Origin of the sequence: Streptomyces sp. NPDC057287 (assembly GCF_042667905.1) — a bacterium.
Taxonomy (GTDB): domain Bacteria; phylum Actinomycetota; class Actinomycetes; order Streptomycetales; family Streptomycetaceae; genus Streptomyces.
Window position 1 is genome coordinate 385,275 of the sequence record NZ_JBHUYV010000005.1, and the last position, 26,368, is coordinate 411,642.

Annotated in this window: 28 protein-coding genes; 14 read left to right on the forward strand and 14 right to left on the reverse strand. The window is 70.4% G+C overall.

Features of this window, described 5'->3' with window-relative positions; translation table 11 throughout:
- Positions 1–61: 61 nt before the first annotated feature.
- Positions 62–541 (reverse strand): hypothetical protein, encoded by a 480-nt coding sequence (locus tag ACFUNE_RS12460; RefSeq protein WP_383565563.1) that lies wholly within the window; start codon positions 539–541, stop codon positions 62–64.
- Positions 542–1,321: 780 nt separating this feature from the next.
- On the opposite strand from ACFUNE_RS12460, the gene ACFUNE_RS12465 reads away from it, so the two are divergent.
- Positions 1,322–1,816 (forward strand): GNAT family N-acetyltransferase, encoded by a 495-nt coding sequence (locus tag ACFUNE_RS12465; protein WP_383565565.1) that lies wholly within the window; start codon positions 1,322–1,324, stop codon positions 1,814–1,816.
- Positions 1,817–1,909: 93 nt separating this feature from the next.
- Here the strand turns inward: ACFUNE_RS12465 and ACFUNE_RS12470 are convergent, their stop codons facing one another.
- Together ACFUNE_RS12470 and ACFUNE_RS12475 are read right to left on the reverse strand one after the other, a co-directional pair.
- Positions 1,910–2,725, reverse strand: coding sequence for a PepSY domain-containing protein (locus ACFUNE_RS12470; protein ID WP_383565567.1), 816 nt, complete (start codon positions 2,723–2,725; stop codon positions 1,910–1,912).
- Positions 2,726–2,894: 169 nt separating this feature from the next.
- On the reverse strand, positions 2,895–3,149 hold the full coding sequence (locus ACFUNE_RS12475; RefSeq protein ID WP_383565569.1) for a DUF5133 domain-containing protein: 255 nt from the start codon (positions 3,147–3,149) through the stop codon (positions 2,895–2,897).
- A gap of 275 nt (positions 3,150–3,424) precedes the next feature.
- Here ACFUNE_RS12475 and ACFUNE_RS12480 point away from each other — a divergent pair, with 275 nt between their 5' ends.
- The 6 genes from ACFUNE_RS12480 (at position 3,425) to ACFUNE_RS12505 (ending at position 8,351) form a co-directional block, all read left to right on the forward strand.
- Positions 3,425–3,679 carry a DUF6296 family protein gene (locus ACFUNE_RS12480; protein WP_383565571.1) on the forward strand — a complete coding sequence of 85 codons (255 nt, stop codon included), beginning with the start codon at positions 3,425–3,427 and terminating at the stop codon, positions 3,677–3,679.
- A gap of 158 nt (positions 3,680–3,837) precedes the next feature.
- Positions 3,838–4,599: a DeoR/GlpR family DNA-binding transcription regulator gene (locus ACFUNE_RS12485; RefSeq protein WP_383565728.1), complete on the forward strand. Its 762-nt coding sequence runs from the start codon at positions 3,838–3,840 to the stop codon at positions 4,597–4,599.
- Positions 4,596–5,543 (forward strand): 1-phosphofructokinase, encoded by a 948-nt coding sequence (pfkB, locus tag ACFUNE_RS12490; RefSeq protein ID WP_383565573.1) that lies wholly within the window; start codon positions 4,596–4,598, stop codon positions 5,541–5,543. The genes ACFUNE_RS12485 and pfkB overlap by 4 nt, the downstream gene beginning before the upstream one ends.
- Positions 5,544–5,622: 79 nt before the next feature.
- Positions 5,623–7,590: a fructose-specific PTS transporter subunit EIIC gene (locus ACFUNE_RS12495; RefSeq protein ID WP_383565575.1), complete on the forward strand. Its 1,968-nt coding sequence runs from the start codon at positions 5,623–5,625 to the stop codon at positions 7,588–7,590.
- A 51-nt stretch (positions 7,591–7,641) separates the two neighbouring features.
- The gene (locus ACFUNE_RS12500) at positions 7,642–7,920 is read left to right on the forward strand and encodes an HPr family phosphocarrier protein (protein ID WP_383565577.1); all 279 of its coding nucleotides are present in this window, start codon (positions 7,642–7,644) and stop codon (positions 7,918–7,920) included.
- Entirely contained in the window at positions 7,917–8,351 is a 435-nt protein-coding gene (locus tag ACFUNE_RS12505) for a protein phosphatase (RefSeq protein ID WP_383565579.1), read from the forward strand. Before ACFUNE_RS12500 ends, ACFUNE_RS12505 begins: the two co-directional genes overlap by 4 nt.
- A 28-nt stretch (positions 8,352–8,379) precedes the next feature.
- Here ACFUNE_RS12505 and ACFUNE_RS12510 read toward each other — a convergent pair whose 3' ends face one another.
- Together ACFUNE_RS12510 and ACFUNE_RS12515 are read right to left on the reverse strand one after the other, a co-directional pair.
- Positions 8,380–8,667, reverse strand: coding sequence for a hypothetical protein (locus ACFUNE_RS12510; RefSeq protein ID WP_383565581.1), 288 nt, complete (start codon positions 8,665–8,667; stop codon positions 8,380–8,382).
- 122 nt (positions 8,668–8,789) lie between these two features.
- Positions 8,790–9,221 carry a DUF2000 family protein gene (locus ACFUNE_RS12515; protein ID WP_383565583.1) on the reverse strand — a complete coding sequence of 144 codons (432 nt, stop codon included), beginning with the start codon at positions 9,219–9,221 and terminating at the stop codon, positions 8,790–8,792.
- A gap of 89 nt (positions 9,222–9,310) precedes the next feature.
- Between ACFUNE_RS12515 and ACFUNE_RS12520 the strand changes: the two genes are divergently transcribed.
- A complete protein-coding gene (locus ACFUNE_RS12520; protein ID WP_383565585.1) occupies positions 9,311–10,150 on the forward strand; it encodes an AraC family transcriptional regulator in 840 nt (279 codons plus the stop codon).
- Here the strand turns inward: ACFUNE_RS12520 and ACFUNE_RS12525 are convergent.
- The 4 genes from ACFUNE_RS12525 to ACFUNE_RS12540 form a co-directional block, all read right to left on the reverse strand.
- A complete protein-coding gene (locus ACFUNE_RS12525) occupies positions 10,111–10,620 on the reverse strand; it encodes a DUF664 domain-containing protein (protein WP_383565587.1) in 510 nt (169 codons plus the stop codon). The genes ACFUNE_RS12520 and ACFUNE_RS12525 overlap by 40 nt on opposite strands.
- Positions 10,621–10,788: 168 nt before the next feature.
- Positions 10,789–11,502, reverse strand: coding sequence for a DUF4230 domain-containing protein (locus tag ACFUNE_RS12530; RefSeq protein ID WP_383565589.1), 714 nt, complete (start codon positions 11,500–11,502; stop codon positions 10,789–10,791).
- 89 nt (positions 11,503–11,591) lie between these two features.
- The gene (locus ACFUNE_RS12535; RefSeq protein ID WP_383565591.1) at positions 11,592–12,107 is read right to left on the reverse strand and encodes a DinB family protein; all 516 of its coding nucleotides are present in this window, start codon (positions 12,105–12,107) and stop codon (positions 11,592–11,594) included.
- 292 nt (positions 12,108–12,399) lie between these two features.
- Complete coding sequence (locus tag ACFUNE_RS12540) at positions 12,400–13,131, reverse strand: VanZ family protein (protein ID WP_383565592.1); 732 nt, start codon at positions 13,129–13,131, stop codon at positions 12,400–12,402.
- A 60-nt stretch (positions 13,132–13,191) separates the two neighbouring features.
- Between ACFUNE_RS12540 and ACFUNE_RS12545 the strand changes: the two genes are divergently transcribed.
- Positions 13,192–13,692, forward strand: coding sequence for a tetratricopeptide repeat protein (locus ACFUNE_RS12545; RefSeq protein WP_383565594.1), 501 nt, complete (start codon positions 13,192–13,194; stop codon positions 13,690–13,692).
- Positions 13,693–13,985: 293 nt separating this feature from the next.
- Here the strand turns inward: ACFUNE_RS12545 and rpmG are convergent, their stop codons facing one another.
- Positions 13,986–14,150 carry a 50S ribosomal protein L33 gene (gene rpmG, locus ACFUNE_RS12550; protein ID WP_383565596.1) on the reverse strand — a complete coding sequence of 55 codons (165 nt, stop codon included), beginning with the start codon at positions 14,148–14,150 and terminating at the stop codon, positions 13,986–13,988.
- Between the two features lie 510 nt (positions 14,151–14,660).
- Between rpmG and ACFUNE_RS12555 the strand changes: the two genes are divergently transcribed.
- Positions 14,661–16,109, forward strand: a complete 1,449-nt coding sequence (locus tag ACFUNE_RS12555; RefSeq protein WP_383565598.1) for a PP2C family protein-serine/threonine phosphatase — start codon at positions 14,661–14,663, stop codon at positions 16,107–16,109.
- A 134-nt stretch (positions 16,110–16,243) separates the two neighbouring features.
- Here the strand turns inward: ACFUNE_RS12555 and ACFUNE_RS12560 are convergent, their stop codons facing one another.
- Positions 16,244–17,740, reverse strand: a complete 1,497-nt coding sequence (locus ACFUNE_RS12560; protein WP_383565600.1) for a hypothetical protein — start codon at positions 17,738–17,740, stop codon at positions 16,244–16,246.
- A gap of 231 nt (positions 17,741–17,971) precedes the next feature.
- On the opposite strand from ACFUNE_RS12560, the gene ACFUNE_RS12565 reads away from it, so the two are divergent.
- Positions 17,972–19,108, forward strand: a complete 1,137-nt coding sequence (locus ACFUNE_RS12565) for an aminoglycoside phosphotransferase family protein (protein ID WP_383565602.1) — start codon at positions 17,972–17,974, stop codon at positions 19,106–19,108.
- A 105-nt stretch (positions 19,109–19,213) separates the two neighbouring features.
- Here ACFUNE_RS12565 and ACFUNE_RS12570 read toward each other — a convergent pair whose 3' ends face one another.
- Positions 19,214–20,545 carry an N-acetylmuramoyl-L-alanine amidase gene (locus tag ACFUNE_RS12570; protein WP_383565604.1) on the reverse strand — a complete coding sequence of 444 codons (1,332 nt, stop codon included), beginning with the start codon at positions 20,543–20,545 and terminating at the stop codon, positions 19,214–19,216.
- A gap of 243 nt (positions 20,546–20,788) precedes the next feature.
- Here ACFUNE_RS12570 and ACFUNE_RS12575 point away from each other — a divergent pair, with 243 nt between their 5' ends.
- Positions 20,789–23,053, forward strand: coding sequence for a germacradienol/geosmin synthase (locus tag ACFUNE_RS12575; protein WP_383565606.1), 2,265 nt, complete (start codon positions 20,789–20,791; stop codon positions 23,051–23,053).
- Here ACFUNE_RS12575 and ACFUNE_RS12580 read toward each other — a convergent pair.
- Both ACFUNE_RS12580 and ACFUNE_RS12585 read right to left on the reverse strand, forming a co-directional pair.
- The gene (locus ACFUNE_RS12580) at positions 22,992–23,492 is read right to left on the reverse strand and encodes a hypothetical protein (RefSeq protein WP_325748050.1); all 501 of its coding nucleotides are present in this window, start codon (positions 23,490–23,492) and stop codon (positions 22,992–22,994) included. The two genes, ACFUNE_RS12575 and ACFUNE_RS12580, sit on opposite strands and share 62 nt — an antisense overlap.
- Positions 23,493–23,538: 46 nt before the next feature.
- The gene (locus ACFUNE_RS12585) at positions 23,539–23,940 is read right to left on the reverse strand and encodes an ACT domain-containing protein (protein WP_383565608.1); all 402 of its coding nucleotides are present in this window, start codon (positions 23,938–23,940) and stop codon (positions 23,539–23,541) included.
- A gap of 155 nt (positions 23,941–24,095) precedes the next feature.
- Between ACFUNE_RS12585 and ACFUNE_RS12590 the strand changes: the two genes are divergently transcribed.
- Together ACFUNE_RS12590 and ACFUNE_RS12595 are read left to right on the forward strand one after the other, a co-directional pair.
- Positions 24,096–25,214 carry a nitrous oxide reductase family maturation protein NosD gene (locus tag ACFUNE_RS12590; protein WP_383565610.1) on the forward strand — a complete coding sequence of 373 codons (1,119 nt, stop codon included), beginning with the start codon at positions 24,096–24,098 and terminating at the stop codon, positions 25,212–25,214.
- A 34-nt stretch (positions 25,215–25,248) separates the two neighbouring features.
- On the forward strand, positions 25,249–26,331 hold the full coding sequence (locus ACFUNE_RS12595) for a methyltransferase (protein ID WP_383565612.1): 1,083 nt from the start codon (positions 25,249–25,251) through the stop codon (positions 26,329–26,331).
- Positions 26,332–26,368 lie beyond the last annotated feature (37 nt).

Below are 26,368 nucleotides of genomic sequence, written 5' to 3' on the forward strand. Positions count from 1 at the left end.
CGCCACGCCCGAGTGAGCCGCTGCGCCCACGCGGCCCGGCGCCCGAACGCCGCACGCGGCCTCAGATCGTCGTGACCACCACGCGCCGGGCGTACGGCGCGCCCTCGAAGTTGTCCACGATCGCTGTGACCTGCACCGGGTCGCCCTCCCCGAACGGGAGGTGGTCCCCCCACGTGCGGGCGGTGAGCGCCACAGTGCGCTTCTTCCCGTCACAGGTCAGCTGGGAGGGCTGCAAGGTAGCGACTCCACGGGGGCTGTCGATCTGCGAGTCCCGCTCGTCGGCCAGCCGCCAGGCTATGCCCAGGGAGAGGGCCGGGGTCGGGTCGCAGGAGTACGTCACGTCGACCGTGATGCCGTCCTCGTCCCGCGCCGTCGCCGGAGCGTACGTGACCTCGGCCACGGCAACGGTGTTGTCCTTGCCGAAGATGGTCGAGTCATCCCCGGCCAAGGCGGGAGGAGCGGCGGCCAGGGTGCCCGCCGCGACCAGGAACGCGGTGACGGCGACGACCGGGACGCGGCGGCGCAGAGCTAACGAGTGCATGCTGAACTCTCCTTCTGAACAGGCAGGTTGCCGGTCCAGTCGTGGATCTTCGCAGTTGCCCGGACACGTGTCCAGAGCGCGCCGCGCAGGCCGTGACCCGCCCTGCGGTACCGCCACCACGGACACGCCCGCCCACGGCAGGCCCGCCTGTTGCCACCCCCGAGCAGCTCCATCCGCCGTCCTACCGCCCCGCCCACCGGTTGTCCGACCGCCCCGGCCGTCGCTGCGACACCGGCGATCGGAATCAGCGTCCGGTGCCGCTCCGGCGCTCCATCGCCGTGTCGGGATTGAATCCCCACGCTCCGGCCATACACCGAAGGAGGAACGCCGTCCGGGCACGACGCATCAGGCGGCGCCTCCGGGCCGGCAATGTTTCGGACGCCGGCAGCCACTGTTCCTCCGCCGGCTCGCGTCGTGCCGCGTCGTGAGGAATTAGCCGGGAGTCAAAGGCCGTGGACAGGGCCGGCCCCGGCGATGCCGTCGCCAGGAGGGGCGGCACACACCCACGGCAAATCCACGTACATCGGGGGCACATGGAGAGCGTCCTCGGCCCTCAGCACAGGCACGGCCACCGGCCCCCCGCGCGGCCGACGGCTCACTTCCGTCGGACCCGGCATTCCTCGTGCCGCGCAACGGCACCCCGGTCGGGGCCCGGCTGCAGGCGAGCGATCCGGGGCCCGACGCGGTGACCGGAGTGCCCCCTGACGATCCGGGCCTCCCGTCCTGCCACGCGATGGGTAGGGTCGCCGCATGCTGCCACGCGATGGGTAGGGTCGCCGCATGGCCGTCCTTGAGCGTCTTCGTTCCGATCACGCCCCCGCGCTGCTCGCCTTCGAGCGGCGGAACCGCGCGTACTTCGCCGCTTCGATCCCGGACCGGGGAGACGACTTCTTCACCGGGTTCGACGTTCGTCACGCCGAACTGCTCGCCGAACAGGCGTCAGGGATGCACCACTTCCATGTCCTGGTGGACACCGACGGCGCCGTGCTGGGGCGGGTCAACCTCGTCGGCGTCGTGGACGGCTCGGCCGAGCTCGGATACCGGATCGCCGAGCACGCGGCGGGACGAGGGCTGGCCACCTCGGGGGTGCGCGAGGTGTGTGCGCTCGCCCGCGAGGAGTACGGCCTGACCGCCCTCCGGGCTGAGACGACGGTGGACAACACCGGTTCGAGGGCTGTGCTGGCCCGTACGGGATTCGTGGAGACCGGCCCGATCAGGCTGGTGGGGAGGCCCGGCCTGCGCTTCACCCGTGATCTGGCGGACGCTCGCCGCTGAGCCCGGTACCCGACCGCGCCCACACGCCGGCAGACGCCCGTCGGTGGCGTACCGCGCTGCGGTACGCCACCGACGGGTCCGTTCGTACGGTGATCAGTCGTCGTCGATCTGCTCGTCCGTGATCGTGCCCTTGGCCGCGTCCACGTCGAAGGTGGTCTTGTTCCAGTCCTTCGTGACCACGTCGACCTGCCAGACCAGAACCTTGCTGTCGTTCTCGTCGAGTCCGATCGAGGTGACCCAGCCCTGCGTCTTGTCCGTGGCGGTCTTGGCGGCCTGCTGAGGCGTCTGCGTGGCCTTGGAGAGCTGGGCCGCCAGCTCCTGCTTGTCCGCGTCGCTCTGATCGGCGTCCGGGACGGACTCGATGACGGCTCCGGACACCGCGTCGATGGTCACGTTGTGTGCGGTGCCGTCCTTCTCGGCGACCTCCGCGATCCACTTCGGGCCGGCGGAGCTGCCGCTCGGGCTCGGGCTGCCGGACGGGCTGCCTGACGGACTCGGGCTGCCCGAAGGGCTCGGGCTGCCGCTGGGGCTCGGGCTGCCGCTCGCGTCGTCCTCGTCATCGAGGCCCTCGAGGTCCAGATCGGTCAGCTTGCCACCGGACACCTCGCCGACGGCCGTCGTGGCCGCCTTGTCGAAGGGGACCTTGACGGTCGAGAGCAGTTCCTTGCGCTCGGTCTGGTCCTCGGTCAGCTGACCCGTCCCGGAAGGGCTGCCGGAAGGGCTGGTCGTCTGGTTCGGAAGGACCTTCGCGGCCTCAGAGGTCTCCGCGGCGGTCTTGTCACCGCCGTCCTGACCACAACCGGTCACAAGGGTGGCTGCAAGAGCAGCGGCGCACAGGGCGCCGCCGGCGACGCGGAGCCGGCGGGCGCGCGGGGAAACGGTCTTGTTTCGACGGGGCTCAAATCTCATGCTGGCATCCCTAGCCGTCTCCGCGAACAGTCATGTTGTCCGACCGGGGGGTGTCACCCGATCGACAGCGCCGTCCGCCCATTCGGCGTGTCGCGTTCCCCGCCATGAACATGCCCAAGCAGGGGAATGGCGCCGGTTCCGTCGGAACCGGCGCCATTCCCGCGGGGCGTCAGGCGGTCAGCTGGACCTCGGCCGGGCCCGCCGACGCGCCCAGCGCCCCCGCGGCCGGAACGCCGCTCAACTGCACCGCTGCCACCGCCAGGGCGTCGGGCACGGCCCTGGTCCCGGTGGTGACGCAGAGGGTGTAGGAGACGTCCTCGAGTTGACGGCGGCTCTCGGAAGTACCCAGCCGTGCATGGGTGCTTCGCAGTGTCTCGTAGCGCTTGACGAGATTCCGCAGCGTTGCGGGATTGGCCATCAGCACGGCAGTTCCTCTCCACAGGGCGGCCGGGAGCCCGTGGGCCCCGCACCGACGAAATCCGATCGCGCCGGCGGAACCGCCTGGCGTCACGGCCGGCCGTGCGAAGCTGACAGCACGCGTCCGGTCCCTTGCTGATGATGGTCGCTCCGCCCCACTCATTCCGCATCCTCAGTCACGGACGGTCACGCGGCTGTGTTCCCGGGGCGCCGGGCGCCGGTGTGGGAAACAATGGAGGGGACGGGCCGAGGCTGCCGCCGGGCCCGGTCGGGAGGTCGGTCATGGGTTACCCGGAGAGTTACGAGCTCATCTTCCAGGCGGGCGGGTCGGAGGACGACGTGGTCGTCGTCCACCTCACGGCGCGTTCCGGCGCCGGCGGCTACCCCGTCTACGCGGACGAGACGGGGATCGTGCGCGCCGAGATCAGCGAACGGGGCGAGGTCCGCATGCAGGCCAGCGGTGGCCACCAGGTGCTGGGAGCACCCTTGCTGGCCCGGCCACTGAGCCCCGGGGCGAGCGCGCGCGACGCCGGCTGACTGTTTTCGGCCGCCTCGACGACGCACCCGCAGTCCGTTCATGCCCGCATTCGTCTGTTCATGCCTTCGCCTCGCCCGAATGTGTTTACTTCCTTGAAGTGCGGCCGTAGTCTGCCCCTGAAACCACAGACTCGGGCATGAAACGGATACGTAACCACATGTACGCACCGGAGCGGCAGCAAGAGATCCTCCGCATCGCCGGCGAGAGCGGCCGCGTCGATGTGCTGTCCCTGGCCGAACAGTTCCAGGTGACCGCGGAGACCGTTCGGCGCGACCTCAAGACTCTCGACCGCGCAGGGCTCCTCCGCCGGGTGCACGGCGGAGCCATTCCGGCCGGGCGCATCGGCTTCGAACCGGACCTGGCCGAGCGCGACACCGTGGCCGCCGACGAGAAGGACCGCATCGCGGCCGCAGCCCTGGGCGAACTCCCCACCGAGGGCAACATCATCATCGACGCCGGAACGACGACCGTCAGGCTGGCGGCCGCCGTACCGATCGATTCACGCCTCACCGTGGTCACGCACGCCCTACCGGTGGCCGCGCGACTCGCCGACCATCCCGGGATCGCACTGCATCTGGTCGGCGGCAGGGTCCGTCACCGCACCCGCGCGGCCGTCGACGCCTGGGCGCTGAGCGCGTACGCCGAGATCAACGCGGACGTCGTCTTCCTCGCCACCAACGGTTTCTCGCCCGAAGGCGGGCTGACCACCCCGGATCTGGCCGAGGCCGCCGTGAAGCGCGCCGTGATCGCGGCGGCCCGCAGGGTGGTGCTCCTCGCGGACTCGGGAAAGTCCGGTCAGGAACACTTCGCGCGGTTCGGCGATCTCTCCCACGTCGACCTGCTCATCACCGATACGGGGCTGAGCCCCGAGGACGCCCGGGCCATCGAGAGCCGGGGCACGGAAGTGGTACGCGCATGATCCTGACCGTCACCCCCAATCCGAGCCTGGACCGCACCTACGAACTGCCGGGGCTGACCCGCGGGGCCGTCCTTCGGGCCACCACGGACCGTGTCGATCCCGGCGGCAAGGGCGTCAACGTCTCCCGGGCCGTCGCCGCCGCCGGGCATCGCACGGTGGCCGTCGCGCCGTTGGGCGGGCCGGAGGGCGGGCTGCTGGCCCAGCTCCTCGGAGAACACGGCATCGAGGCCGCCGGGGTGCCGATCGCCGGCAGCACCCGTATCAACATCACTCTGGTCGAACCGGACGGCACGCTCACCAAGGTCAACGCCGCGGGGCCCGCGATCACCCCTGCCGAGGCCGAGCGCCTGCTGGACACCGTCCGGGCACGGTCGGCGGGCGCGGACTGGATCGCCTGCTGCGGCAGCCTGCCGCGCGGACTGCCGCCCCAGTGGTACGCGGAGCTGGTAGCCCGCAGTCACCGCGCAGGCGTCCGGATCGCTCTCGACACCTCGGGCGCCGCGCTGATCGCCGCGCTGCCCGAGCGGCCGGACGTGATCAAACCGAACATCCAGGAGCTGGCCGAGGCCGTGGGCCGTCCGCTCGCGACGGTCGGTGAGGCTCTCGATGCCGCCCGGGAGCTGTGCGAGCTCGGGGCTCGCTCCGTGCTCGCGAGTCTGGGCGCCGTCGGCCAACTGCTGGTGGAACCGGCGGGAGCGCACTTCGCGAGCGCGCGGGTGGGTGCCGTCCGGAGCGACGTCGGTGCGGGAGACGCCTCCCTCGCCGGGTTCCTGTCCGCAAGGGGAACGGGCCGGGCCGCTCTCTCGGCCGCGGTGGCGCACGGCGCGGCCGCCGTACAGCTGCCCGGAAGTGCCATGCCGACGCCCGCCGACCTCGATCCGTCCGCGGTGGTCGTCACCGCAGACGTCCCCATGGACCTGGCCCTCACGGAGCAGACCCGATGACGGCCACGCCTGTGCACCAGTACGACGCCCCCGTCCCCCGCGCCGCCTCCCCGGCGGTCCACGAGCAAGGAGCCCCGCGATGAGTGAGCTGATCACCGCGGACCTGGTCGACCTCGATCTGTCCGCCGAGACGAAGAGTGCGGCCGCCCGTTCACTGGCCGGACGGCTGGTCACCGCCGGCCGCGTCACCGACCTCGAGGGCTTCCTCGCCGACGTGGCCGCCCGCGAGGCACAGATGCCCACAGGCCTGGACGGTGGCATCGGTATCCCGCACTGCCGGAGCGAGCACGTCACCGCGCCCACCCTCGCTTTCGGCCGCAGCACACGCGGCATCGACTTCGGCGCGCCGGACGGCCCCGCGGACCTCGTGTTCTTGATAGCCGCGCCCGCGGGCGCCGACGACGACCACCTCACCATCCTCTCGAGCCTGGCACGACGGCTCATGGACCCCGAATTCACCGGCGCACTGCGAGAGGAGGCCGACCCTGCCGCGGCTGCGGCCCTGATCCGCGGCGAAGAGGCCGCCGCGGGCGCCGGGGACGCTGTCGCTGCGGACGCGGAGACGGTCGAGCCGTTCCGCGTCGTCGCCGTCACGTCCTGCCCGACCGGTATCGCGCACACCTACATGGCCGCGGAGTCCCTGGAGGCGGCCGCGCGCGCCCAGGGAATCGTGCTGCACGTCGAGACTCAGGGCTCGGCCGGGTTCGAGCGGCTGGATCCGGCGGTCATCGCCGCCGCGGACGCCGTCATCTGGGCGCACGACGTCGACGTACGGGAGAAAGCGCGGTTCCGTGGGAAGCCGGTCGTCGACACCGGGGTGAAGGCAGGGATCAACCGGCCCGCCGAGCTGATCGCCGAGGCCCGGCGCAAGGCCGAGCGGGGCGAGATCAGCCGGATCTCCGACGGACACGACGAGTCCGGCGCCGACGCGGGTTCGGCGGGAGCGTCCGGGCACTTCGGCGTGCGGCTGCGCACCTATCTGATGTCCGGCGTCAGTTACATGGTGCCGTTCGTCGCGGCCGGAGGCCTGCTCATCGCCCTCTCGTTCGCCATCGGCGGCTACGAGATCGCGAGTGCGAAGTCGGTGGCGGACCACTTCGTCTGGGGCGAGGCGGCCAGTTGGGCCGCCCTGCTCAACCAGATCGGCACTGCCGCCTTCGGCTTCCTGGTCCCGGTGCTGGCGGGGTACATCGCCTACGGCATGGCGGACCGGCCGGCGCTCGTCCCCGGCTTCGTCGGCGGCGCCATCGCGCTCACCATCGACGCGGGTTTCCTCGGCGGCCTGGTAGCGGGTCTGCTCGCCGGTGCGACGGTGATGGCGATCCAGCGGGTGAAGGTGCATCCCACGCTGCGCGGCATCATGCCGGTGCTGGTGATCCCCCTGCTCGCGTCGATCGCGGTCGGCTTCCTGATGTTCATCGTGGTCGGCAAGCCGATCGCCTCCCTCCAGAACGCCCTCACCGACTGGCTGAACGGGCTGTCGGGCTCCAACGCGGTCATCCTCGGCATCGTCCTCGGCCTCATGATGTGCTTCGACATGGGCGGCCCGCTGAACAAGGTGGCGTACGCCTTCGCGGTCGGCGGACTGGCCGACCCGACGCCCGGCAGCCTGAAGGTCATGGCCGCGGTGATGGCGGCCGGCATGGTGCCCCCGCTGGCGATGGCCCTCGCCACGACCGTGCGCCGTGGGCTGTTCACCCGGACCGAGCGGGAGAACGGCCGGGCCGCCTGGGTGCTGGGCGCCTCGTTCATCACCGAAGGGGCGATCCCGTTCGCCGCGGCCGATCCCCTGCGGGTGATCCCGTCCGCGATGGCCGGAGGGGCGGTCACGGGCGCGCTCTCCATGGCATTCGGCTGTACGCTCCGCGCTCCGCACGGTGGCGTGTTCGTCGTCCCGCTCATCGGCGAGCCGTTCCTCTACCTGCTGGCGATCGCCGCCGGCACCGCCGTGTCCACCGTGCTGGTCGTCGCCCTCAAGGGCATGCGCCCCACCTCCGCGTCCGCCGAGCCGGCCGACGACGGGTCCGACGTCGCCGTGGCCGTCTGATCCTGCCGCTCCCCCGAACGGCAGATCCCTCTTCACCCCAGGAGTTCACCCGTGTACCAGCGCACCGTTTCCGTCGGCTCCCGCAGCGGCCTCCATGCCCGTCCTGCCTCGCTCTTCGTGCAGGCGGCCATGCGCCAGCCGGTCCCCGTCACCGTGGCGCGCGAGGGAAGCGCCCCGGTCGATGCCCGGAGCATGCTCTCCGTGCTCGCCCTTGCCGCTCAGCACGGAGAGCTGCTGGTGCTGTCAGCCATGGGCGAAAGGGCATCCGACGCCGTCGAGGAGCTCGCTAGCCTCTTGTCGGAGGACCTCGACGGCAAGGACCGACAGTGACGGAGACGTGGGATGGCGCGGGTGAAGGCGTCCTGTTTCTTCCCTCGGGGCGGCTCGTGCGTGGCCGCGGCCTGAGGCGCCCGCTTCCCGAGGGCCCCGGGCCCACCTTCGCGGTCCATCTGCTGGGCGGTCCCCCGCCCCCGGTCGCCTGGGATTCGGTGTGGCTGCGCTGGCCGGACTTCCGGCTGCCCGCCGACCGGGAGGCGGCGCGCTCCGTGCTGGAGGAGGCGTGGAGCCGCGCTCCGGGTGAGCGGGTCGAGGTCGCGTGCGGAGGGGGCCGGGGACGGACGGGCACGGCTCTGGCGTGCCTGGCCGTACTGGACGGGGTCCCGGCGGAGGAGGCGGTTGCCTACGTCCGCCAGCATTACCACCCCAAGGCCGTGGAAACGCCTTGGCAGCGGCGTTACGTGGTGCGCTTCGCGGGAGGCTGACCGGCCCCCGCGGCGCAGTTCGTGAGGGTCACTCCACCGTCTGCGGAGCCGGAACCGTTGCTCCGCCGCCGGCGCGTACCGCCTCCACGACGCTCTGATGAAGGCTTCTGCTCGCTTCCTCCGAGGGGCACGGCACCGGACTGCCGGCCAGTGTGAACCAGTCCGAAGCGCCGCTGTACTGAACGGCGACCTCGGCCAGCTCCTCGGTCCACGTCGTGTGCACGGTCAGATCACCGCTCACGACACCAATTTCTTCGGTGCGCACTCCGCCGGTTCCCGCGAAGACACCGAGGGTGGTCCACGATGCCCAGTTCATGACGCGTCGCCTTTCGGGACAGTGACAAGCCTGTCTAGCGGACTTGACTCGAGTATGGCACCGCGAACCGTCACCCGCACGGGTGTGCCCGTGAGTATCCGCCCGGTGACAGCGGGAGGTGGTCACGGGTGCATCGACGCGCCCTTGAGGATCTTGTCGACGGCGTTGCGCGGCCCGTACACGGCCAGGCCCACCAGGTCCATCGCGTCCCTGCCCACCGCCCGCACGGCGGCCCTGTTCGCCTCGTCGTGACCGGTGGCGAAGAGGTCGGACGTGAACACCGCCATGGTCGCGCCCCGGCCGACCGCCCTGGTGTGCGCGGTCGTCAGGAGTTCCTTGGACCCGGCGAACACGAGGACGGGCTGCCGGAACATGGGCAGGTACGGGGTGTCGTCGGCGTCGGCGTAGGGTTCGCCGACCACTTCGGGCGCCCTGGTGCCGAGGCCGCTCACCAGGAAGGCGGTGACGTTGAGTCGCTGCCAGGTCTCCAGGTCGTCGCGGAGCAGCACGGCGATCTTGGTGTCGAAGCGTACGGGTGCGTTGTCGTCGGTCATGGCCAGAAGTCTGCCGAGCCCGGTTGCCGCACGTCTTGTACAAAGTTTGCACGCCGTAGCGGTCCTGGACGCTCTTGTACGATTCATCCATGGGAGCACGTCCGGACATCACCGCGTGGCGTCCGCGTGTCGAGGGGATCGACGAGGTCTTCCACGCGCATTTCGCCGACCACGCGTACCCCATGCACACGCACGACGCGTGGACGCTGCTCATCGTCGACGAGGGAATGGTCCGCTACGACCTCGACCGTCATGAGCACGGGGCACCCAGCTCGGTGGTGACGCTGCTCCCTCCGCACGTCCCGCACAACGGGGACGCGGCGACGCCCGGAGGGTTCCGCAAGCGCGTCCTGTATCTGAGCACCGCGCAGATCGACGAGGATCTCGTCGTGCGTGCGGTGGACCGGCCCGTGCTCCGGGATCCGCGACTGCGCCACCGGGTCCATCAGCTCCACCGCACGCTGGAGCACCCCGGGGACGAGCTGGAGGCGCAGAGCCGACTCGCGCTCGTGTCCGAGCGTCTCGCCGGGCATCTGCGGGACGAGCCGGTCGCCCCTCAGGTCCCGGACCGACGGGTCGCGTACGCGCTCCGGAATCTGCTGGACGAGCACTTCGTGGAGGGGCTGACACTTCGCGGGGCGGCGGAGCGGCTGCAGTCCCATCACACCCACCTGGTACGGGCTTTCAGCCGCGAGTTCGGCATGCCCCCGCACCAGTACCTGACGGGACGTCGCGTGGACCTGGCCCGTCGCCTGCTGCTGGGAGGGATGCGTGTACCGGAGGTGGCGGTCTCGGTCGGGTTCTACGACCAGTCCCACTTCTCCCGGCACTTCAAGCGCGTGGTCGGCACGACGCCCGGACACTACGCGCACACCGGAGCCGAGGCGGCTCAGCGGCGCTCCAGCGCCCCGCGGACGAACGCCGCCTGACCGGCGTGCTGCAGGTCGTCGGCGACGACGCTGATGAGCCGCACGCCGAGGGTCACCGGGGGCGACCAGGAGTCGTCCACGACACGGTCGAGGGCCCGCCCGTCGAGTCCCCGTACGAAGTCGAGCGTCTGCCCGCTCACCGCGTCGAAGTACCCGAGGAGCAGGTCCGCCGAAGCCACCCGCACGGAACCCACTTGCGCGCTGCTGTGGCCGTAGCCGGTCGAGCCCTTCTCGAGGGGCAGCTCGAAGCGGGAGGCCCAGTCCTGCGCGAACCAGACCTGCTCGGTTCCCGCCGCGTCGGCGACATGGTCGTCCTGGACGCGCGTGAGGTGCCACACGAGCCAGGCGATGGAATTCGCGTCGTCGTCGAGTCTGGCGTTGAGGTCCTCGGCCGGGAGGCCCTCGACCGCGGCGTGCACCACTTCATGGACGCGTTCGAACGCATCGGCGAGAATGCCTGCACTGTTCATACGACCACCATGGCCGCTCGGCGTACGAGGCCACGGCTTCGACACGCGGCCGGCCGGGCGGGCATCGGCAGAGCGACCGACCCGCCCGGCTGCCCCCGTCCGGGGTGTCCGGTGACCACCTCGCAGGCACCTCCGCGCTCGTACGCGCTCCTGACGGGCGTCACGGGGTCAGCCGGGCGGGTCGGTGTAGCGGACGGTGACCTTCTCGAATCCGAGTGAGCCGAGCAGCCCCTGGAGCATCGAGGTGGTGTTCTTCTCGGCTCGCTTGGTCAGGCCGCTCTCCTCGGCCGCCTCTCCGATGTGCTGGGCCGCCAGCTTGTTGACCGCCTGCTCGCTGCCGGGGTTGTCGGAGAAGAAGTCGCCGAGCCGGTCGAGGAGGCCTCGCTGCTTGGAGACGGCGTACGAGCGGTCGGGGTCGAGGGCGGGCTTGCCCAGCACGGCGTGGGGCAGCACGAGTTCGGCTGTGGTGCGGTCCTCGTTGACGGTCACCCCGTCGGCGCCGACCCTGCCGAGATCGACGGAGGCCCCGACGGTACCCGCGCCGACGTACAGCGTCCTGGTGCCGCGGATGGCGTCGGGCAGGTATTTGGCGTCCTTCTCCAGGTCGACGACGACCTGGAAGTTGCCGGAGGCCGCCTCGTAAGCGCTCATGTCCTGGATGGACTTGAGCACCGCGGGCCCGGAGCGGTCGTTGGTCTTCTCCTCGAAGAGGTCGTCGAGCCCCGGGAGCAGGCTGAGCCGGGATCCCAGGAACAGCAGGACCAGCGCGGCCGCGCACACGCCGGCGAACGGCAGGCATCCTCGCATGCGGGCACGACGGCGCGGTGAGCCGCCCTGGCCAGGATCCCCAGTACTGTCTGTCCTTACGTCAGTGGACGTCATACCCTCCGTCTGACCCCGTACGGCGTTTTCACTCCGCCTGGACGTCCGACTACGCCAGATCCAGTACGGGCGCGCTCCGTTGGGCGGTGTCAGGCGCCCGTGGTGCCGTCCAGCCGCTCCCTCAGCAGGTCCGCGTGCCCGATGTGGCGCGCGTATTCGGCGACCATGTGCACGTGCACCGTGCGCAGCGAGTAGACCGAGCCGCGCCGGGTGAAAGTGGTGTCGAGCGGCACGCCCGCCGCCACTTCGTCGGCGAGGCGGATCTCCTCGAGGAGGCGGGCGTAGTCCTCCGGGGCACGGTCCGGTGAGAGGTCCTCGAAGTCCGCGTCCTTGCCCTTCTCCGGGGCGTACATCGGGGCCAGTTGCAGGCCCGCGAGCCCCTCACGGAACCAGATTCGTTCCACCTTGGCCATGTGCCTGATCAGGCCGAGCAGGGTGAGGTTGGACGGCTCGACGGTCTGCCCGGCAAGCTGTTCGCCTGTCAGACCCGCACATTTCTGGAGCAGTGTGCTGCGGTAGAAGGCCAGGAAGCCCGTCAGTGTCTCGCGCTCGTCGCCGGTGAGCGATCCGGTGGTGCGGGTGGCCTCAGGGGCTTTCCATGTCATCGCATGATCATGCCTTCCGCCCCGCGGCCCGCACCAGGCGCCGGCACGGAACGGACAACGGCGCGCTGGTCGAGAGGCCGGCCCCGGGGCTGAGCACAGGTCTGCCGGAGCCGGCCTCGGCGAACGGCCGAAGGCGGCCCCGGCGGGGGGGCATCGACGCCCCCGTGTGGAGATGAAGCCCCCGGAGAGTCCGAAGGCGGCCGGCAAACAGATCAGGACAACGAGGGGCCTGCCCGGCGTTCCAGGCTCCGCGTCGGCGCGCTCCGGGCGCTCCTCCGCCCGGGTCCTTCCGTCAGCTGCGCCACTTGTCGAGCAGGGCGCGTCCGCGAGCCGCCGGCGCGCTCCGGCGCACCGTGGTCTCCTTGGGCCTCCCGCCGAGTTTCGCCCGCATCCCGGTCCGCGACGTGGCAGCGCGCTTCGCCTTGATGCCGGCCTTCGTCCTGGCTCCGGACTTCGGTTCCGCACCCGGCTTCACCTCGTCCCTGGACCTGTCCGTCCTCCGGGGCGCGGCCTTCGCCTCCTTCGCCGGTGCCGGTTCGTCGGCCAGGGCGTGGTAGCGGTGGCTGACGCGCCGGCCCACCAGCAGGTAACCCAGCAGCGCACCGGTCGTATTGAGGATCACGTCATCGATGTCGAACGCCCGCCCCGGCACGAGCGCGCCCTGAACGAGCTCGACGACCGCTATGACCAGCACGGTCAGTACGGTCATCCGGAGCATTCGGAGACGGCGCGGCACCAGAATCGGCAGCAGCACGCCGAACGGTGCACCGAGCAGAAGGTTTCCCCCTGCCTGCTTGCACGCGGCAAGAAATGTGTAGTCCTCGGCGTACTGCCTCAGGGACCTCCCCGGTTTCAGATTGGACGTGACGATGTCCTCCGACGCGGGCGACGGTGTCAACGTCACCTTCGCGAGCACCACGGAGAACGCCACAAGCGCCAGGAACGCCGCGGCCAGCGCTGCCGCGCGCAGCAGAAGACGTCCCGTACTTCTGCGTCGTGCACTACGATCCGCCTCTGCAGTCATGGCGGAACGGATGCCCCCAACCTCGGCGGCCACACCCCATCAGGGTGCGACCATGTGCGCATGAGCGCACAGAAGAAGGACGAGCTGCTGGCGGAGGCCGTGGGGCTGCGTGAACAGGGCCACCCCGAGCAGGCCAGGGAACGCCTCCTCTCCCTCACCGCCGCGTTTCCCGACGCCGTCGACGTCGCCTACCAGACCGCCTGGGTCCACGATGTTCTCGGCCTGGAGGCCGAGGCAGTCCCGTACTACGAGCGGAGTCTCCAGGGAGACGGGCTCACGGAGGAGGACCGCCGGGGTGCGCTGGTCGGGCTGGGCAGCACCTACCGCGTTCTGGGCAGGTTCGGGCAAGCTGTCGAGACGCTGCGACGCGGCGTCTCGGAGTTCCCGGACGACGGGGCGTTGCGGACCTTCCTGTCCATGGCCCTGTTCAACACGGGTGAGCACCACGAGGCGATGCAGCTTCTGCTGCGTCTGGTGGCGACGACGAGCGACAGTCCGGGGGTGCAGCAGTACGGTCCCGCCATCGAGCACTACGCGGCGGATCTCACACAGACCATGTGAGTGCGGACGAGCTGAACGCGGGCCCGGCGTTCGCGGCCCGGGCGGCATGCCGTCGCGCGCTCCGGAAAAAGGGGAGCCCCGGCCGGATCGGGGGAATCCAGCCGGGGCGGCTCGTGTGCGGAGGTGAAGGCGGACCACTCGGCGACGGGGTCCGGCCGCTCACTCCCACGCATAGATGAACGATAAACCACTAACCGCCGTTCCCGTGAACCCACCCCTCGCCGTGTGATCCACACCACGAGCGTGCGGGCCCAGGGCATCCGCCGACCACAGGACGGTGACGCCGCCGTCGGTCAGCGGGCCTCGCGGAACACGACGTGGCGCCCCACAGCCGGGTCGAACTTCCTCAGCTCCAGCCGGTCGGGGTCGTTGCGCCGACTCTTCCGCGTCACGTAGGTGTGGCCGGTTCCGGCTGTGGACCGGAGCAGAACGACGGGCCTGGTCCCACTGCGTGCCATTGCGCCTCCAGACGAAGATCGCGACCCCACCCCTGGACGGTAATGGGTGTCGTTTTCGTTTCCGGTTCGGACAACGTCCACGGGTGCGCCGCCATTCCCACCTGAGGGACAGCCCTCTGCGCGAGTGCGCCCGGCGCCCGAACAAACCGTCGACGCACACCTGAGCACCCCACCGAACGCTCGGCCGAACCTGCGGCACGCCGTCCATGAGCAGCCGTTGATCCACGTCCCGGACCGACTCCGCATATGCCCTGATCCCAGCAGGTGCGAGCCGCTCGGGGCCGTGCACGCGGGCGTACGCCCGGCGGCTCACGCCGGGTGACTTGCGTCAACTCCCCACGAGGGGCAAGGGTGTTCGGCGGACCCACGCTCCACCCAGCCGATGGCATATGCCGGAAGCAAGAACGTCTCGAGTGTTGCCAAACCCCTTACGGGGTCACTCAGCCTGTGCAACAGTCGTATGCGGTCCACCCCCACGAACCGGCCGTACCGCCTGTATCGGAGTACCGGATGCCGTCCCATCTGTTTGCGGACCACCCCACGCCACAACCGCCCGAGCGGGACGCGGTCGACGCCCTGATCAACCGGACGCGCCTGCTGCGCGGCGACGTGGACGCGGTACGGCGCGACACCACCGTGTTCGACGACGATCCCCAACTGCGCTGGCAGCGCGCGCTCTGTGAGCTCGCCGTTCATCAGCTCGACGACCTCGGCGAGCACCTGGGACAGCTGCGCGACGGCATCCCCGGGCCCGCGGCCGCCGAGACCACGCGAGCAGCGTCCGCCCGGACCGCGTCCGAGCCGCCGACGGGTTCGCTCCTCAGCAGGGTGGGCAGCGCCGAGTGGAATCTGCTCACCGACGAGGTCAGCTGGTCCGACGAGCTGTACCAGATCTTCGGCAGGGAACCGGGGACGGGAGCCCTGTCCTTGGACGAACTGCCGTCCGTCCTTCTCGCGGAGGACCAGCCCCTCCTGACCTCCATGGTGACCGACTGCCTGGTGGACGGCCGGCCGATAGACGGCGAATTCCGGATCCTGCTGCCCGGCGGCGCCATGCGGACGCTGCACATGATGGGTGAACCCGTTCTCGACGCCGACGGCTGCACCGCTTCCATGTGGGCGGTCCTGCGCGATGTCAGCACGCTGCGGCGCAGCCAGCACATCGTGGGCAGGACACAGGACACCCTGCGGCGCCAGGAGCACATGGCCCGGGCCGAGCACCGGATGGCAGTGGAACTCCAGGAGGCCGTTCTGCCTCCGTGGCACGGCTCTCTGCCGATATCCGGCCGGGGGGCGAGCGGCCTGGACATCGCCGCCCACTTCCTGCCCTCGGGGTCGAGCGACCTGATCGGCGGCGACTGGTACGACGCGCTCCCGCTCCCGGACGGAAGAACGCTGCTCACCGTCGGTGACCTCACCGGCCACGGGATCCCGGCGACGTCGGCCATGGCGATGCTGCTCGGCGCACTGCGGGGCATGGCCGTGGCCGGAGTGGACCCGGGTCCGGTGATGGGCCACCTGAACCAGCTGATCGAATGCTCGGCACAGCCTGCCCTGGGAAGCGCCGTGTGCTGCCGCTTCGATCCGGCGACCGGCACGCTGACATGGGCGCAGGCGGGGCACCCCGCACCGCTGCTGTTCCGCAACGGAGTGGGGCGTCCTCTGCCCGCGCCGGACGGGGTGCTGCTCGGTGCGGCATCCGGGGTCACCTACGAGCAGGACCAGGTGGCCCTGCTCCCCGGCGATGTGCTCGTCCTGCACACCGACGGGCTGACACGGCTCAGCGACCGCGGTACCGGCACCGGTACCGGCACCGGTCCGAGCATGCTTCTGGAGCTGGCACCCCGGTTCGCACAGGCCTGCACGGCACAGGACTGCGTACGGATCGTTGTCGAGGAGCTCGGATCGGGCGAACGGCTCGACGACGCATGCGTGTTGGTGGCCCGGGTCGAGGCATGACAGGGTCCCCGAAGTCTCCGGGACAGCCCTTCAGGGTGTCCCGGCAGAGCCATACCCGCGAACGCCCTCCGGCAGGACAGAGCTGACCGATCCGGGAACAGAGGTCCTCCCGCGCCCGTCGCCGGCCGTCCCGGTCAGATCGTCGAGCCTTTGGCCTTCTTGTTGACAGCCCGCGAGGGCAGGGCGAGTTCGATCTCCTCGCGCAGGTCCTCGATCTTTGCGTATCCCGCGAACTGGCCGGTGAGCCGGTACATCTCCCGCAGCCGGTCCCACGTACGGTGGGAGGAGGTCTCCCCCATCGATACGAGGGCGAGCCGTGCGTACCGGTCCGCCTGCTCCGGGTCGTCAGCGATGAAGCACGCCGAGGCGAGCGAGATGTAGTCGAAGATCTTGGACCGCTGACGGCCGTTTATCCGCAGATCGAGCGCCTGCTTGGCGTGGCGCTGAGCGGTGGAGGCCGCGGCCGGGTCGTGTTCGGCAAGCGTGCGGAAGGCCAGGGCCTGCATGCCGTGCATGTCCGCCTCATCGAACATCTGCATCCAACTCGGCGGCGGAACGTCGCCCTTGTCCGAGACGAAGAGCTCCTCGGCCTCACCGAGCGTGCGCCGCATGGCCTGCCCACGTCCCATCGACGCCTGCGCCCAGGCCTCGATGGTGTGCAGCATCGCCCTGGTACGCGGCAGGGTCTCCTCCCCCGAACCTGTCCTGGCGAGCTTCATCAGGTCCAGGGCGTCGTCCGGCCGGCCCAGGTGGACCATCTGCCGGGCGGCCCGGGAGAGCGCCTCGCCCGCACGGGGACGGTCGCCGCCCTCTCGCGCCGCGTGCGCGGCGATCACGAAGTACTTCTGGGCTGTGGGCTCGAGGCCGACGTCGTGGGACATCCAGCCCGCGAGGACCGCGAGGTTGGCGGCGACACCCCAGAGACGGCGCTGCAGGTGCTCGGGGTGGTGGTAGGCGAGCATGCCGCCCACCTCGTTGAGCTGGCCCACGACGGCCTTGCGCTGAAGCCCGCCGCCTCGCGAGGCGTCCCACGCCCGGAACACCTCGACCGAGCGCTCGAGTGCCTCGATCTCCTCGGAACCGATGGGAGCGGCCTCGTACAGGTCGAAGCCGGCGTTGTCGGCGTAGAGGGGATCGTTGAGGCGGGAGGCCCGGGCCGCCGGAGCAGGCTCGGAGTGCAGCCAGTCGTGCATGGCGCCGGTGAGTGCTGAGCCAGCGGCGAGCGCGGCGCCCGCGCCCACCAAGCCGCGTCGGTTGAGCATGAGGTCCATTCCCGTGAATTCGGTGAGGACCGCTGCCGTCCGTTCGGGCGCCCACGGCAATCCGTCGGGATTCTCTTCCGTCCCGGCTTTTCGCCGCTTCCCCACACGCCCGCGCCGGCCGAACCCGAGGTCCTCGATGGTCACGACACGGCCGAGCCGCTCGGTGAACAGAGCTGCCAGCACTTCGGGCACGGGATCACGGGGGGACTCCCCCATGTCGATCCAGCGCCGCACCCGCGAGGTGTCGGTGGCCAGTTGGAGGTGGCCCATGGCCGCCGCCTGCCTGTTCACCATTCTCGCGAGTTCGCCCTTGGACCAGCCGGCGAGGCCGAACAGGTCGGAAAGGCGGGTGTTGGGTTCTCCGGTCACGTCAAGCCCCCAGGTTCTCGGCTGACTTGACCCTAGCCCCCCAGGGGATGCCGGGTGAATATTCGCCAGGGTTCGCCAGGGGTCGCTAGATGTTCCACTACCCGCAGGTCGGTGTCAGGTAGGAATGCGCCACCCCGCCCGGCAGCCCTAGGTACTCCCCAGGGTGCCGAACGGCCGCCGGCCGGGGCGGCGCACGTAACTTGTCGGCGCACGAAGGGATCTGTCTCGCCCATGTACACAGCATCGTCCTCCGTGTCCGCCCCGCCCCGGCCGCTTCGTCCTTCGGGGGCGGGCGGCGGGCCGTATCTCGACCCCCGCGCCGTGACTCCGGCGTCCGGCACGGGTCGGACCCGGCGGGCGGCGGGTCCGGGCTCCCAACCGCTCAGCGGAAGGCTGGACCTGTCCGGCGCCCAGGGCTCCCAACTACGGATGGCCATCGCCTCCGTCCACCGCATCTGCCCGGAGTTCAACCCCGTTCAGGTGCTGCGCCGCAGCGGGCGCTCGGTGCTCATCGTGGGCACCACCGGCCGGGCGACCGCGGTGGCCAAGTGTTTACTCGATCACTCCCCCGCGTGGACGGAGCGGTTCCGGCACGAAATAGCTGCATACCGTGCCTTCGTCAGGCACCGCCCGCCGGTCCGCGCCCCGCGGCTCATTGCCGCCGATCCGGAGAACTGCACCCTGGTGATCGAGCGGATGCCCGGCCGTGTCGCGGCCTTGACGAGGCATCCTGCGGAGGCACCGCCCCGTGCGGATCTGCGCGCAGTTCTGGGGGCGGTGAGCAGGATCAACGCCTGGAGGCCTCCGGCCGGGCTGTTCGACGCGCCGCTTGACTACGCCTCCCGCATCGCCCGCTACCACGAGTTGGGGCTCTTCACCGATCGCGATCTGGGGGACCTGCAGAAGCTGCTGCACGGCCTGGCCCATGCGGGCGGCCGTCAGGGCATGGGCCAGTTCTGCCACGGCGACGCCCTGCTCTCGAACATCCTGCTGCCGCCCACCGGCCCCGTACTGGTCGACTGGGAGCACGCCGGCTGGTATCTGCCGGGGTACGACCTGGCGACGCTCTGGGCGGTGCTGGGTGACGCACCGGCGGCCCGGCGCCAGATCAGCCAGCTGGCGCAGGCGGCGGGAGCCGCGGCCCGTGACGCCTTCCTGGTCAACCTCATGATCGTGTTGACGCGGGAGATCCGTACGTACGAGACGGCCGTGCAGCGCGCCATGCGTGAGGGGGCACCGGCCGGGGGCGGCCAGGCACGGCAGGGTGTGCTGTCCTCCGGCGAGGAACAGCGTCTGCTGCTGCGCAGGCTGCACGACGACTGCGCGATGGCCCGGCGGGCCGTCCGCGCGGCCGTGGGCACGCGCTGACCGGGCACACGCCGGGTCGACCGGCCTGACCGACGGGGAAGCGCGCTGCGGGACCGGTGCCGACACATGGGTCCCGCAGCGCGCGTTCATGGTCTCAGCGGCGGCTCATGAACCGGATCGCACCACGTCGACGTCGGACGCCTTCACGAATCCGATCCGGTGGCCGATCTGGACCGTCACGTACTTCTGGGTTCCGCGGAAGTACGTGTGGTCGTACGGCTTGGAGGAGTCGATCGTCGGCGCGTAGTAGTAGCCGGTGGGTGCCTCGCCGCCACCGGGGAATGCCTGTCCCTCTTTGATGGTGTAGACGAGCGGACTGCCCACGGTCGGCTTGACGAAGTCCGTGGGGTACTCCCCCTTCTCCGGGTAGGCAACGCCGTACACCGGCACTTCGGTCTTCCCGGCCTTCGGCCGCACGACTCGGCCGGCCGTGGGGCTGACGACCCGGGTGCCCGCGGGCGTCTGCAACCAGGCCTTCTCCCCGTACCACCAGATCGCGGTCCAGCCGGGTGCCCTGTCGGCGACGACGGCCTGCTGGCTGGCGCTGATCTTGCTGCCCCAGTCCGCGGCGCAGTTCGTCCCGGGAGAGCCGTCCGGATGCAGCCCCGGGTCGGAGAAGAGCGGCGCGTCCGCGGACGGCCCGGTGTGCAGCGGGACCGCGCTGCTGCCCTGCAGAGGAAGATCGACCTTCTTCTCGCAGTCGCGGAACTCCTGTTGGTTCTTGGTGAAGTCCGCGCTCACGGTCACCAGTTCACTGCTCCTGGGGGCGCTCGGCACGGTGGGCCGGCCGAGCAGCGCCATGAAGCGGTTCCAGTCCCAGTAGGGTCCCGGGTCCCAGTGCATGTTCTGTGTGCCGGCCGCGCTGGTGGGCGGCACTCCGTCGTGGCCGAGGATGTGCTGCCGGTCGAGCGGGATGTCGTACTTCGCCGCAAGGTGCCGCACCAGCCGCGCGGTCGAGCGGTACATCTCGGGGGTGTACCACTTGGCGCCCTCGGCTGCGACGCCCTCCTGCTCGATGCCGATGGAGTGGGTGTTGAGGTACCAGTTGCCCGCCTGCCAGGCCACGTCCTTGTTCTTCACCATCTGGGTGACGTGGCCGTCCGACGAGCGCACCACGTAGTGGGCGGAGGTCTGGTTGGCCGGGTTCTGGAAGATCTTCAGGGTGGTGTCGTAGTCGACCTCGGTGTCGTGCAGGACGATGAACTTCACGGAGTTGCTGTCGGCCCGGTCCGCCGTGTCGTAGTTGCCGTAGGTGTCCTTGTCCTCCGGGTCACCGGTCTGCTGGTAGGCCGCGGGTACCCAGTCGCAGGACAGGCCGCGCGGGCATTCCGGTCGTACGGTGTCCGCGCCCGCAGCGGCCGGGGTGAGGAGCGCCACGCTCAGCGCCCCCGCCGTGGTCAGTGCGAGCGCGAGTCTGATCCTCTGCTTCGACGTCATGACAACCCTTCTTGGGCCTGGTATGGCAGAGCTGGGGGTGCACGGGGCTCTCCCCGCATTGATCGGTCGGCGCACACTCTGTGGCGGGAGGTGTCGGTGAGTCAAGAGTGCGGTGTGCAGGTAGACCTGAGCTTGTATGACTATTTCGTGCTGTGCGTGCCCCGGATGGCCGAAGGGTAGTGCTGGCGCCGACAGGACCGGTCCGCGCGGACCGCGCGGAGTTCTCGGAAAGGCCGGACGCACATGGCACAGCCCTTCTCACTGCCGGACTTCTACGTGCCGTACCCGGCGCGTCTCAACCCCCATCTGGAGGCCGCCCGGAGCCATACCCGGGAGTGGGCGCGCGGGATGGGGATGCTGGAGGGCTCCGGTATCTGGGAGGCGGAGGACCTCGAGTCCCACGACTACGCGCTGCTCTGCGCGTACACCCACCCCGACTGCTCGGCCGAGGCATTGTCCCTGGTCACCGACTGGTATGTGTGGGTCTTCTTCTTCGACGACCATTTCCTGGAGCTGTTCAAGCGCACTCCGGACCGTGACGGCGGGAAGCGGTATCTGGACCGGCTGCCCGCCTTCATGCCGATGGAGCGGGGTGCGGCGACACCGGAGCCGACGAATCCGGTGGAGGCCGGCCTGGCCGACCTCTGGGCCAGGACCGTGCCCTCCATGTCGGATGCCTGGCGTGCCCGGTTCGCCGAGGCGACCGAGAACCTGCTGAACGAGTCCCTGTGGGAGCTCGCGAACATCAACGAGGGGCGCATCGCCAACCCGGTCGAGTACATCGAGATGCGCCGGAAGGTGGGCGGAGCGCCGTGGTCGGCGGGCCTGGTGGAGTACGCGGCGAAAGCGGAGGTTCCCGGCCCGGTGGCGGACTCGCGGGCGCTGCGGGTGCTGCGGGACGCCTTCTCCGACGGCGTGCATCTGCGCAACGACCTGTTCTCGTACCAGCGCGAGGTCGAGGACGAGGGCGAGAACAGCAACGGTGTCCTGGTCCTGGAGAGGTTCCTGGGCTGCTCGACCCAGGACGCGGCCGAGGCGGTCAACGATCTGCTGACCTCGCGCCTGCAGCAGTTCGAGAACACCGCCCTCACCGAACTCGGTCCGCTGTGCGCGGACAAGGGGCTGACCGCAGACGAGACCGTGGCTGTCCTTGCCTACGTGAAGGGGCTCCAGGACTGGCAGTCCGGTGGCCACGAGTGGCACATGCGCTCCAGCCGCTACATGAACGGCGGCGGCGCGGGCGAGAGTGCGCCCGGCTTCGGAATGGCCGCCGCCTCGCTCCGGCTCACCCCCCGCTCGGAATCGCTCCGCCGGCGCAGCCACACTCATGTTCCGTACCAGCGCGTCGGTCCTTCGCTGCTGCCGGACTTCGACATGCCGTTCAGTACGACGTTGAGCCCGCATCTGGACGGCGCGCGCGTGCGGATCGTGGACTGGTCACGCCGGATGGGGCTGCTGGAGGCGCAGCCGGGTGTGCCGGGTTCGCACATCTGGGACGAGGAACGGCTCCTCGCGGCCGACCTGCCGCTCTGCGCGGCCGGGCTGCACCCCGATGCCACCCCGGACGAGCTCGATCTCTCCTCGGGATGGCTCACCTGGGGCACGTACGGCGACGACTGGTTCCCGGTGGTGCACGGCCGGACCAGGGATCTGACCGGGGCGCGGCTGGCCAACGAGCGGCTTTCCATGTTCATGCCACTGGACGGGACCTCCGTGCCCGAGCCGGTCAACGCACTGGAGCGGGGGCTGGCCGATCTCTGGCTCCGGACGGCGGGGCCGATGGACGAGACTGCGCGCCTCACCTTCCGGGAGTCCGTGGAGTCGATGACGGCGAGCTGGCTGTGGGAGCTGGCGAACCAGGCGCAGAACCGGATTCCCGACCCGGTGGACTACATGGAGATGCGCCGGGCCACGTTCGGTTCGGACCTGACGATGAGCCTGTGCCGGCTGGGTCACGGGAGGAAGGTCCCGGACGCGGTCTACCGCAGCGGCTCCATGCGTTCCCTGGAGAACGCGGCGGCGGACTACGCGTGCCTGCTCAACGACCTGTTCTCCTACCAGAAGGAGATCGAGTACGAGGGCGAGGTGCACAACGGCGTCCTGGTCGTGCAGAACTTCTTCGGGGTGGACTATCCGACGGGGGTGGCCATCGTGGACGACCTGATGAACTCACGGATGCGCCAGTTCCAGCATGTCGCCGAGCGGGAGCTGCCGGTGCTGTACGACGACTTCGAGCTGGACGCGGAGGCGAGAGAGGTCCTGGCCGGCTACGTGGTGGAGCTCCAGCACTGGATGGCGGGAATCCTGATCTGGCACCGGGACTGCCGGCGGTACCGCGAGGAGGACCTGCGGCGGGGCAATGCCACCCCGTGGCACCTCGGTGGCCCCACGGGGTTCGGCACGTCCGCGGCGCGCGTGACTCGGCTGCTGACGGCGCAGGGACGTTTCAGCCCTGCTGGAACAGCTCCGCGGGAAGTGGCTTCAGCAGGGCGTACAGGTCATCGGTGATCGGCCGGTCCCAGCTGGCGATGGTGACGAGCACGCCGTCGCTGCGGTCGAACTGGACGCAGGAGATCCGGCTCTCGGAGAGCTTGACCCGGCGCACGATCAGCAGGCTGTCGCCCTGCATGACGGGCACGTCCTCGGTCCCGGTCACCTCGACGGGCTCATCGTTCTCGAGAGCGAGGAGCAGCTGGGCGACCTCGAAGGGGACCTGGCCCTCCTCGGTCTCGCGGGCCGGTGAGCCCTCCGGCAGATTGCCGATGATCATCGCGGGGCCACGTCCGCCGAACAGGTCGTAGCGCAGGAAGACGCCCTGGCAGCTCCCGTCGGGAGCGGGGAGCAGACCGGCGCCGAGGTTGCCGGGCCAGTCCCCCGGGTCCATGGCCAGGACGTCGAAGTCCGGGCCCGCGGGTGTGGCGGCGCTACGGCGGCGGAGGAAGGACATGGGGCCATGTTACGTGTCCCGGCTCACGTTGCTGAGCCGGGCACTCCTACCCGGACTCCGCGGCCAGCGCCTCGAGCACCCCCACCGCCTCGGTCGCACGCGCGTACGGCACGAACAGGTGGTCGTGGTGGAATCCGGCGACCACGTTGCAGCTGATCCCCGCGTCCGTGAGGGCCAGCGAGACCGCGGCGGTCAGCCCTACGGCGTCGAGCGCGGACTGCACACGGAGCGTGATCCAGCCCGCGACGAAGTGGTACGGCAGCCCTGACGCCTCGGCCTGCGCCTCGGGGACGACGAGGGTCAGCCCCTCCTCCTCGGACACGGTGACCACGGGGGTGACCCCGACGGGGACCTCACCGCCGGGCAGGGTCGTGTAGGCGTAGCGGCCGGGCTTCAGCTCCGGTCGCAGGCCGTTCAGCAGTGTTCGCAGATCACGCTCGCCCGTCATGGGGGCCACGCTACGGCCGCGTGAACGCACGCGCGCTCCCCGGCCGCCCGTGCGCGAGCCCCTGTCGCGCGTGCGAGTAACCCATTCAGGCACGCCATGTATCCATACGCTCACCTTGCGTGGCACCGGCGGTTGATCGCCCATAGCTTCGGCTCATGAGCAAAAGACACATGAAATGCCTGGCGGGTATCACCGTCTCGACAGCCACGGCGCTGGGTCTCGCGGCCGTTCCCTCCACCGCGTCCGCGCCCCGTGACCTCGTGGTGCACCCGGGCGGTTCGATCCAGCGTGCGGTGGACGCGGCGCAGCCCGGCGACACCGTCCTCATCGAGCCCGGCACGTACCGCGAGAGCGTCCTGATCACCACGCCCGGCCTGACCCTGCGTGGCACCGGGGGCCGCACGGTCATCGCGCCGGCGGCCAAGAGCGGCGCCAAGACCACGAAGGCCACCAAGGCCACCAAGGCTGCCAAGGCCAACGCCTGCGCCACCGGCGGCAACGGCATCTGCGTCGTCGGGACCAAGGGCCACACGGTCGACGACGTGAGGATCCGCGCGCTGACCGTCTCCGGCTTCACCAAGAGCGGCATCTGGGCGTCGTGGACCGACGGGCTCAGCGTCCGTGGGGTGACCGCCCGGAAGAACGGCACCTGGGGCATCGCCCAGGAGCGTTCGACCCGCGGTGACTTCCGTCGCAACACCGCCACCAAGAACGGGGACGCGGGAATCTTCGTCGCCAACTCGGTCAGCGAGGAGGGCGGGGCGACCGACACCAAGGGGACGGTCGTCCTGGACAACGCGGTGACCGGGAACCGAATCGGTGTCACCGCACGCCGGGTGAGGAACCTCGTCGTCGACGGCAACCTCCTCGCCGGCAACTGCAGCGGGGTCTTCGTCGTGGGTGACGAGTCCAAGCCCGCTGCCGGGGCGATGACGATCAGCGGCAACCGCATCCTCGAGAACAACAAGTTCTGTCCGGCGACCCCGCGCCTGTCCGCGATCCAGGGCTCCGGCATCGTCCTGACCGGCAGCGAGGCCACCGTCGTGCGGGACAACGTCGTCCGCGACAACGTCGGCAAGACGCCTCTCTCCGGCGGCATCCTCCTGTTCAAGAGCTTCGTGGGCGCGCTCAACTCGGACAACGACATCAGCGGGAACCTCGTCCGGGGGAACAAGCCGGCCGACCTCGCCAACCGCGACACCGCGGGCAAGGGCAACACCTTCGCCGGCAACACGTGCGGGACGTCCGTCCCGGCCGGCATGTGTGCCGGATGACGGCCCACCACCGCACCAGGAGAAACGAGACGGTATGACCACCGTGAGTCCCACCCCCGACACCACTCCCGCAACCACCCCTGTCACCGCCCAGGTGTCCGTCGCCGCGACCCCGCCGCCGTCCATGCGGCTCCGGGAGCTCGCGTTCGGAGCGGCCTGCGCCGCGGCCGTACGCGCGGCGGCCAGGCTGGGCGTCGCCGACGCGCTGGGCGAGACGCCGGCGTCGGCCGCCGACCTCGCCCTGGTCGTGGACGCCGAGCCCGTGCCTCTGCAGCGGCTGCTGCGGGCGCTGTGCTGCTACGGGATCTTCAGCGAGACGCCGGACGGCACGTTCGTCCACTCCGAGATGTCCCGGCTGCTGCGGGAGGACGACCCGAACAGCCTCCGCTACATCGCCCTGTGGTGCACGGAGCCCTGGACCTGGGAGGTCTGGCCCCGGCTCGAGGACGCGGTCCGCTCCGGCACGAGCGTCTTCCCGGAGGCGTTCGGGAAGGGCTTCTTCGAATACCTCCACGAGGACGGGGGCGAGTCCGCCCAGGTGTTCAACCGGGCGATGACGACCTCCAGCGTGCAGTCCGCACAGGACGTGGCCGACCTGCTGGACCTCACCGGAGTGTCCTCGGTCGTCGACATCGGCGGGGGTCAGGGGCACGTGCTCGCGAGCCTCCTGGAGAAGCACCCCTCGGTGCACGGAACCCTCCTCGACCTGCCGGGCGTCGTCGCACGCGCGGACGCCAGGCTGCGCGACGGAGGCGCGCTCGCGGACCGCGTGCGGATCGTGCCCGGGGACTGCCGTGAGGACATCCCGGTCCAGGCGGACCTCTACATCATCAAGAACATCCTCGAGTGGGACGACGAGAGCACCCGCCGCACCCTGCGCAACGTCGTGGCGGCCGCACGTCCCGGCGCCCGTGTGGTGATCATCGAGAACCTCGTCGACGACACCCCGTCGATGAGGTTCACCACCGCCATGGACCTGCTGCTCCTGCTCAACGTCGGGGGCGCGAAGCACACCCGGGAGAGCCTGGTCGGGCGGATGTCCGACGCGGGTCTGCGGGTGGGAGAGATCCACCCCGTCAACGCGTATCTGCACGCGTTCGAGTGCGTCGTGCCGTAACGCGGGGCGAGGGCGCACAGAGATCGCCCCGGGTCCG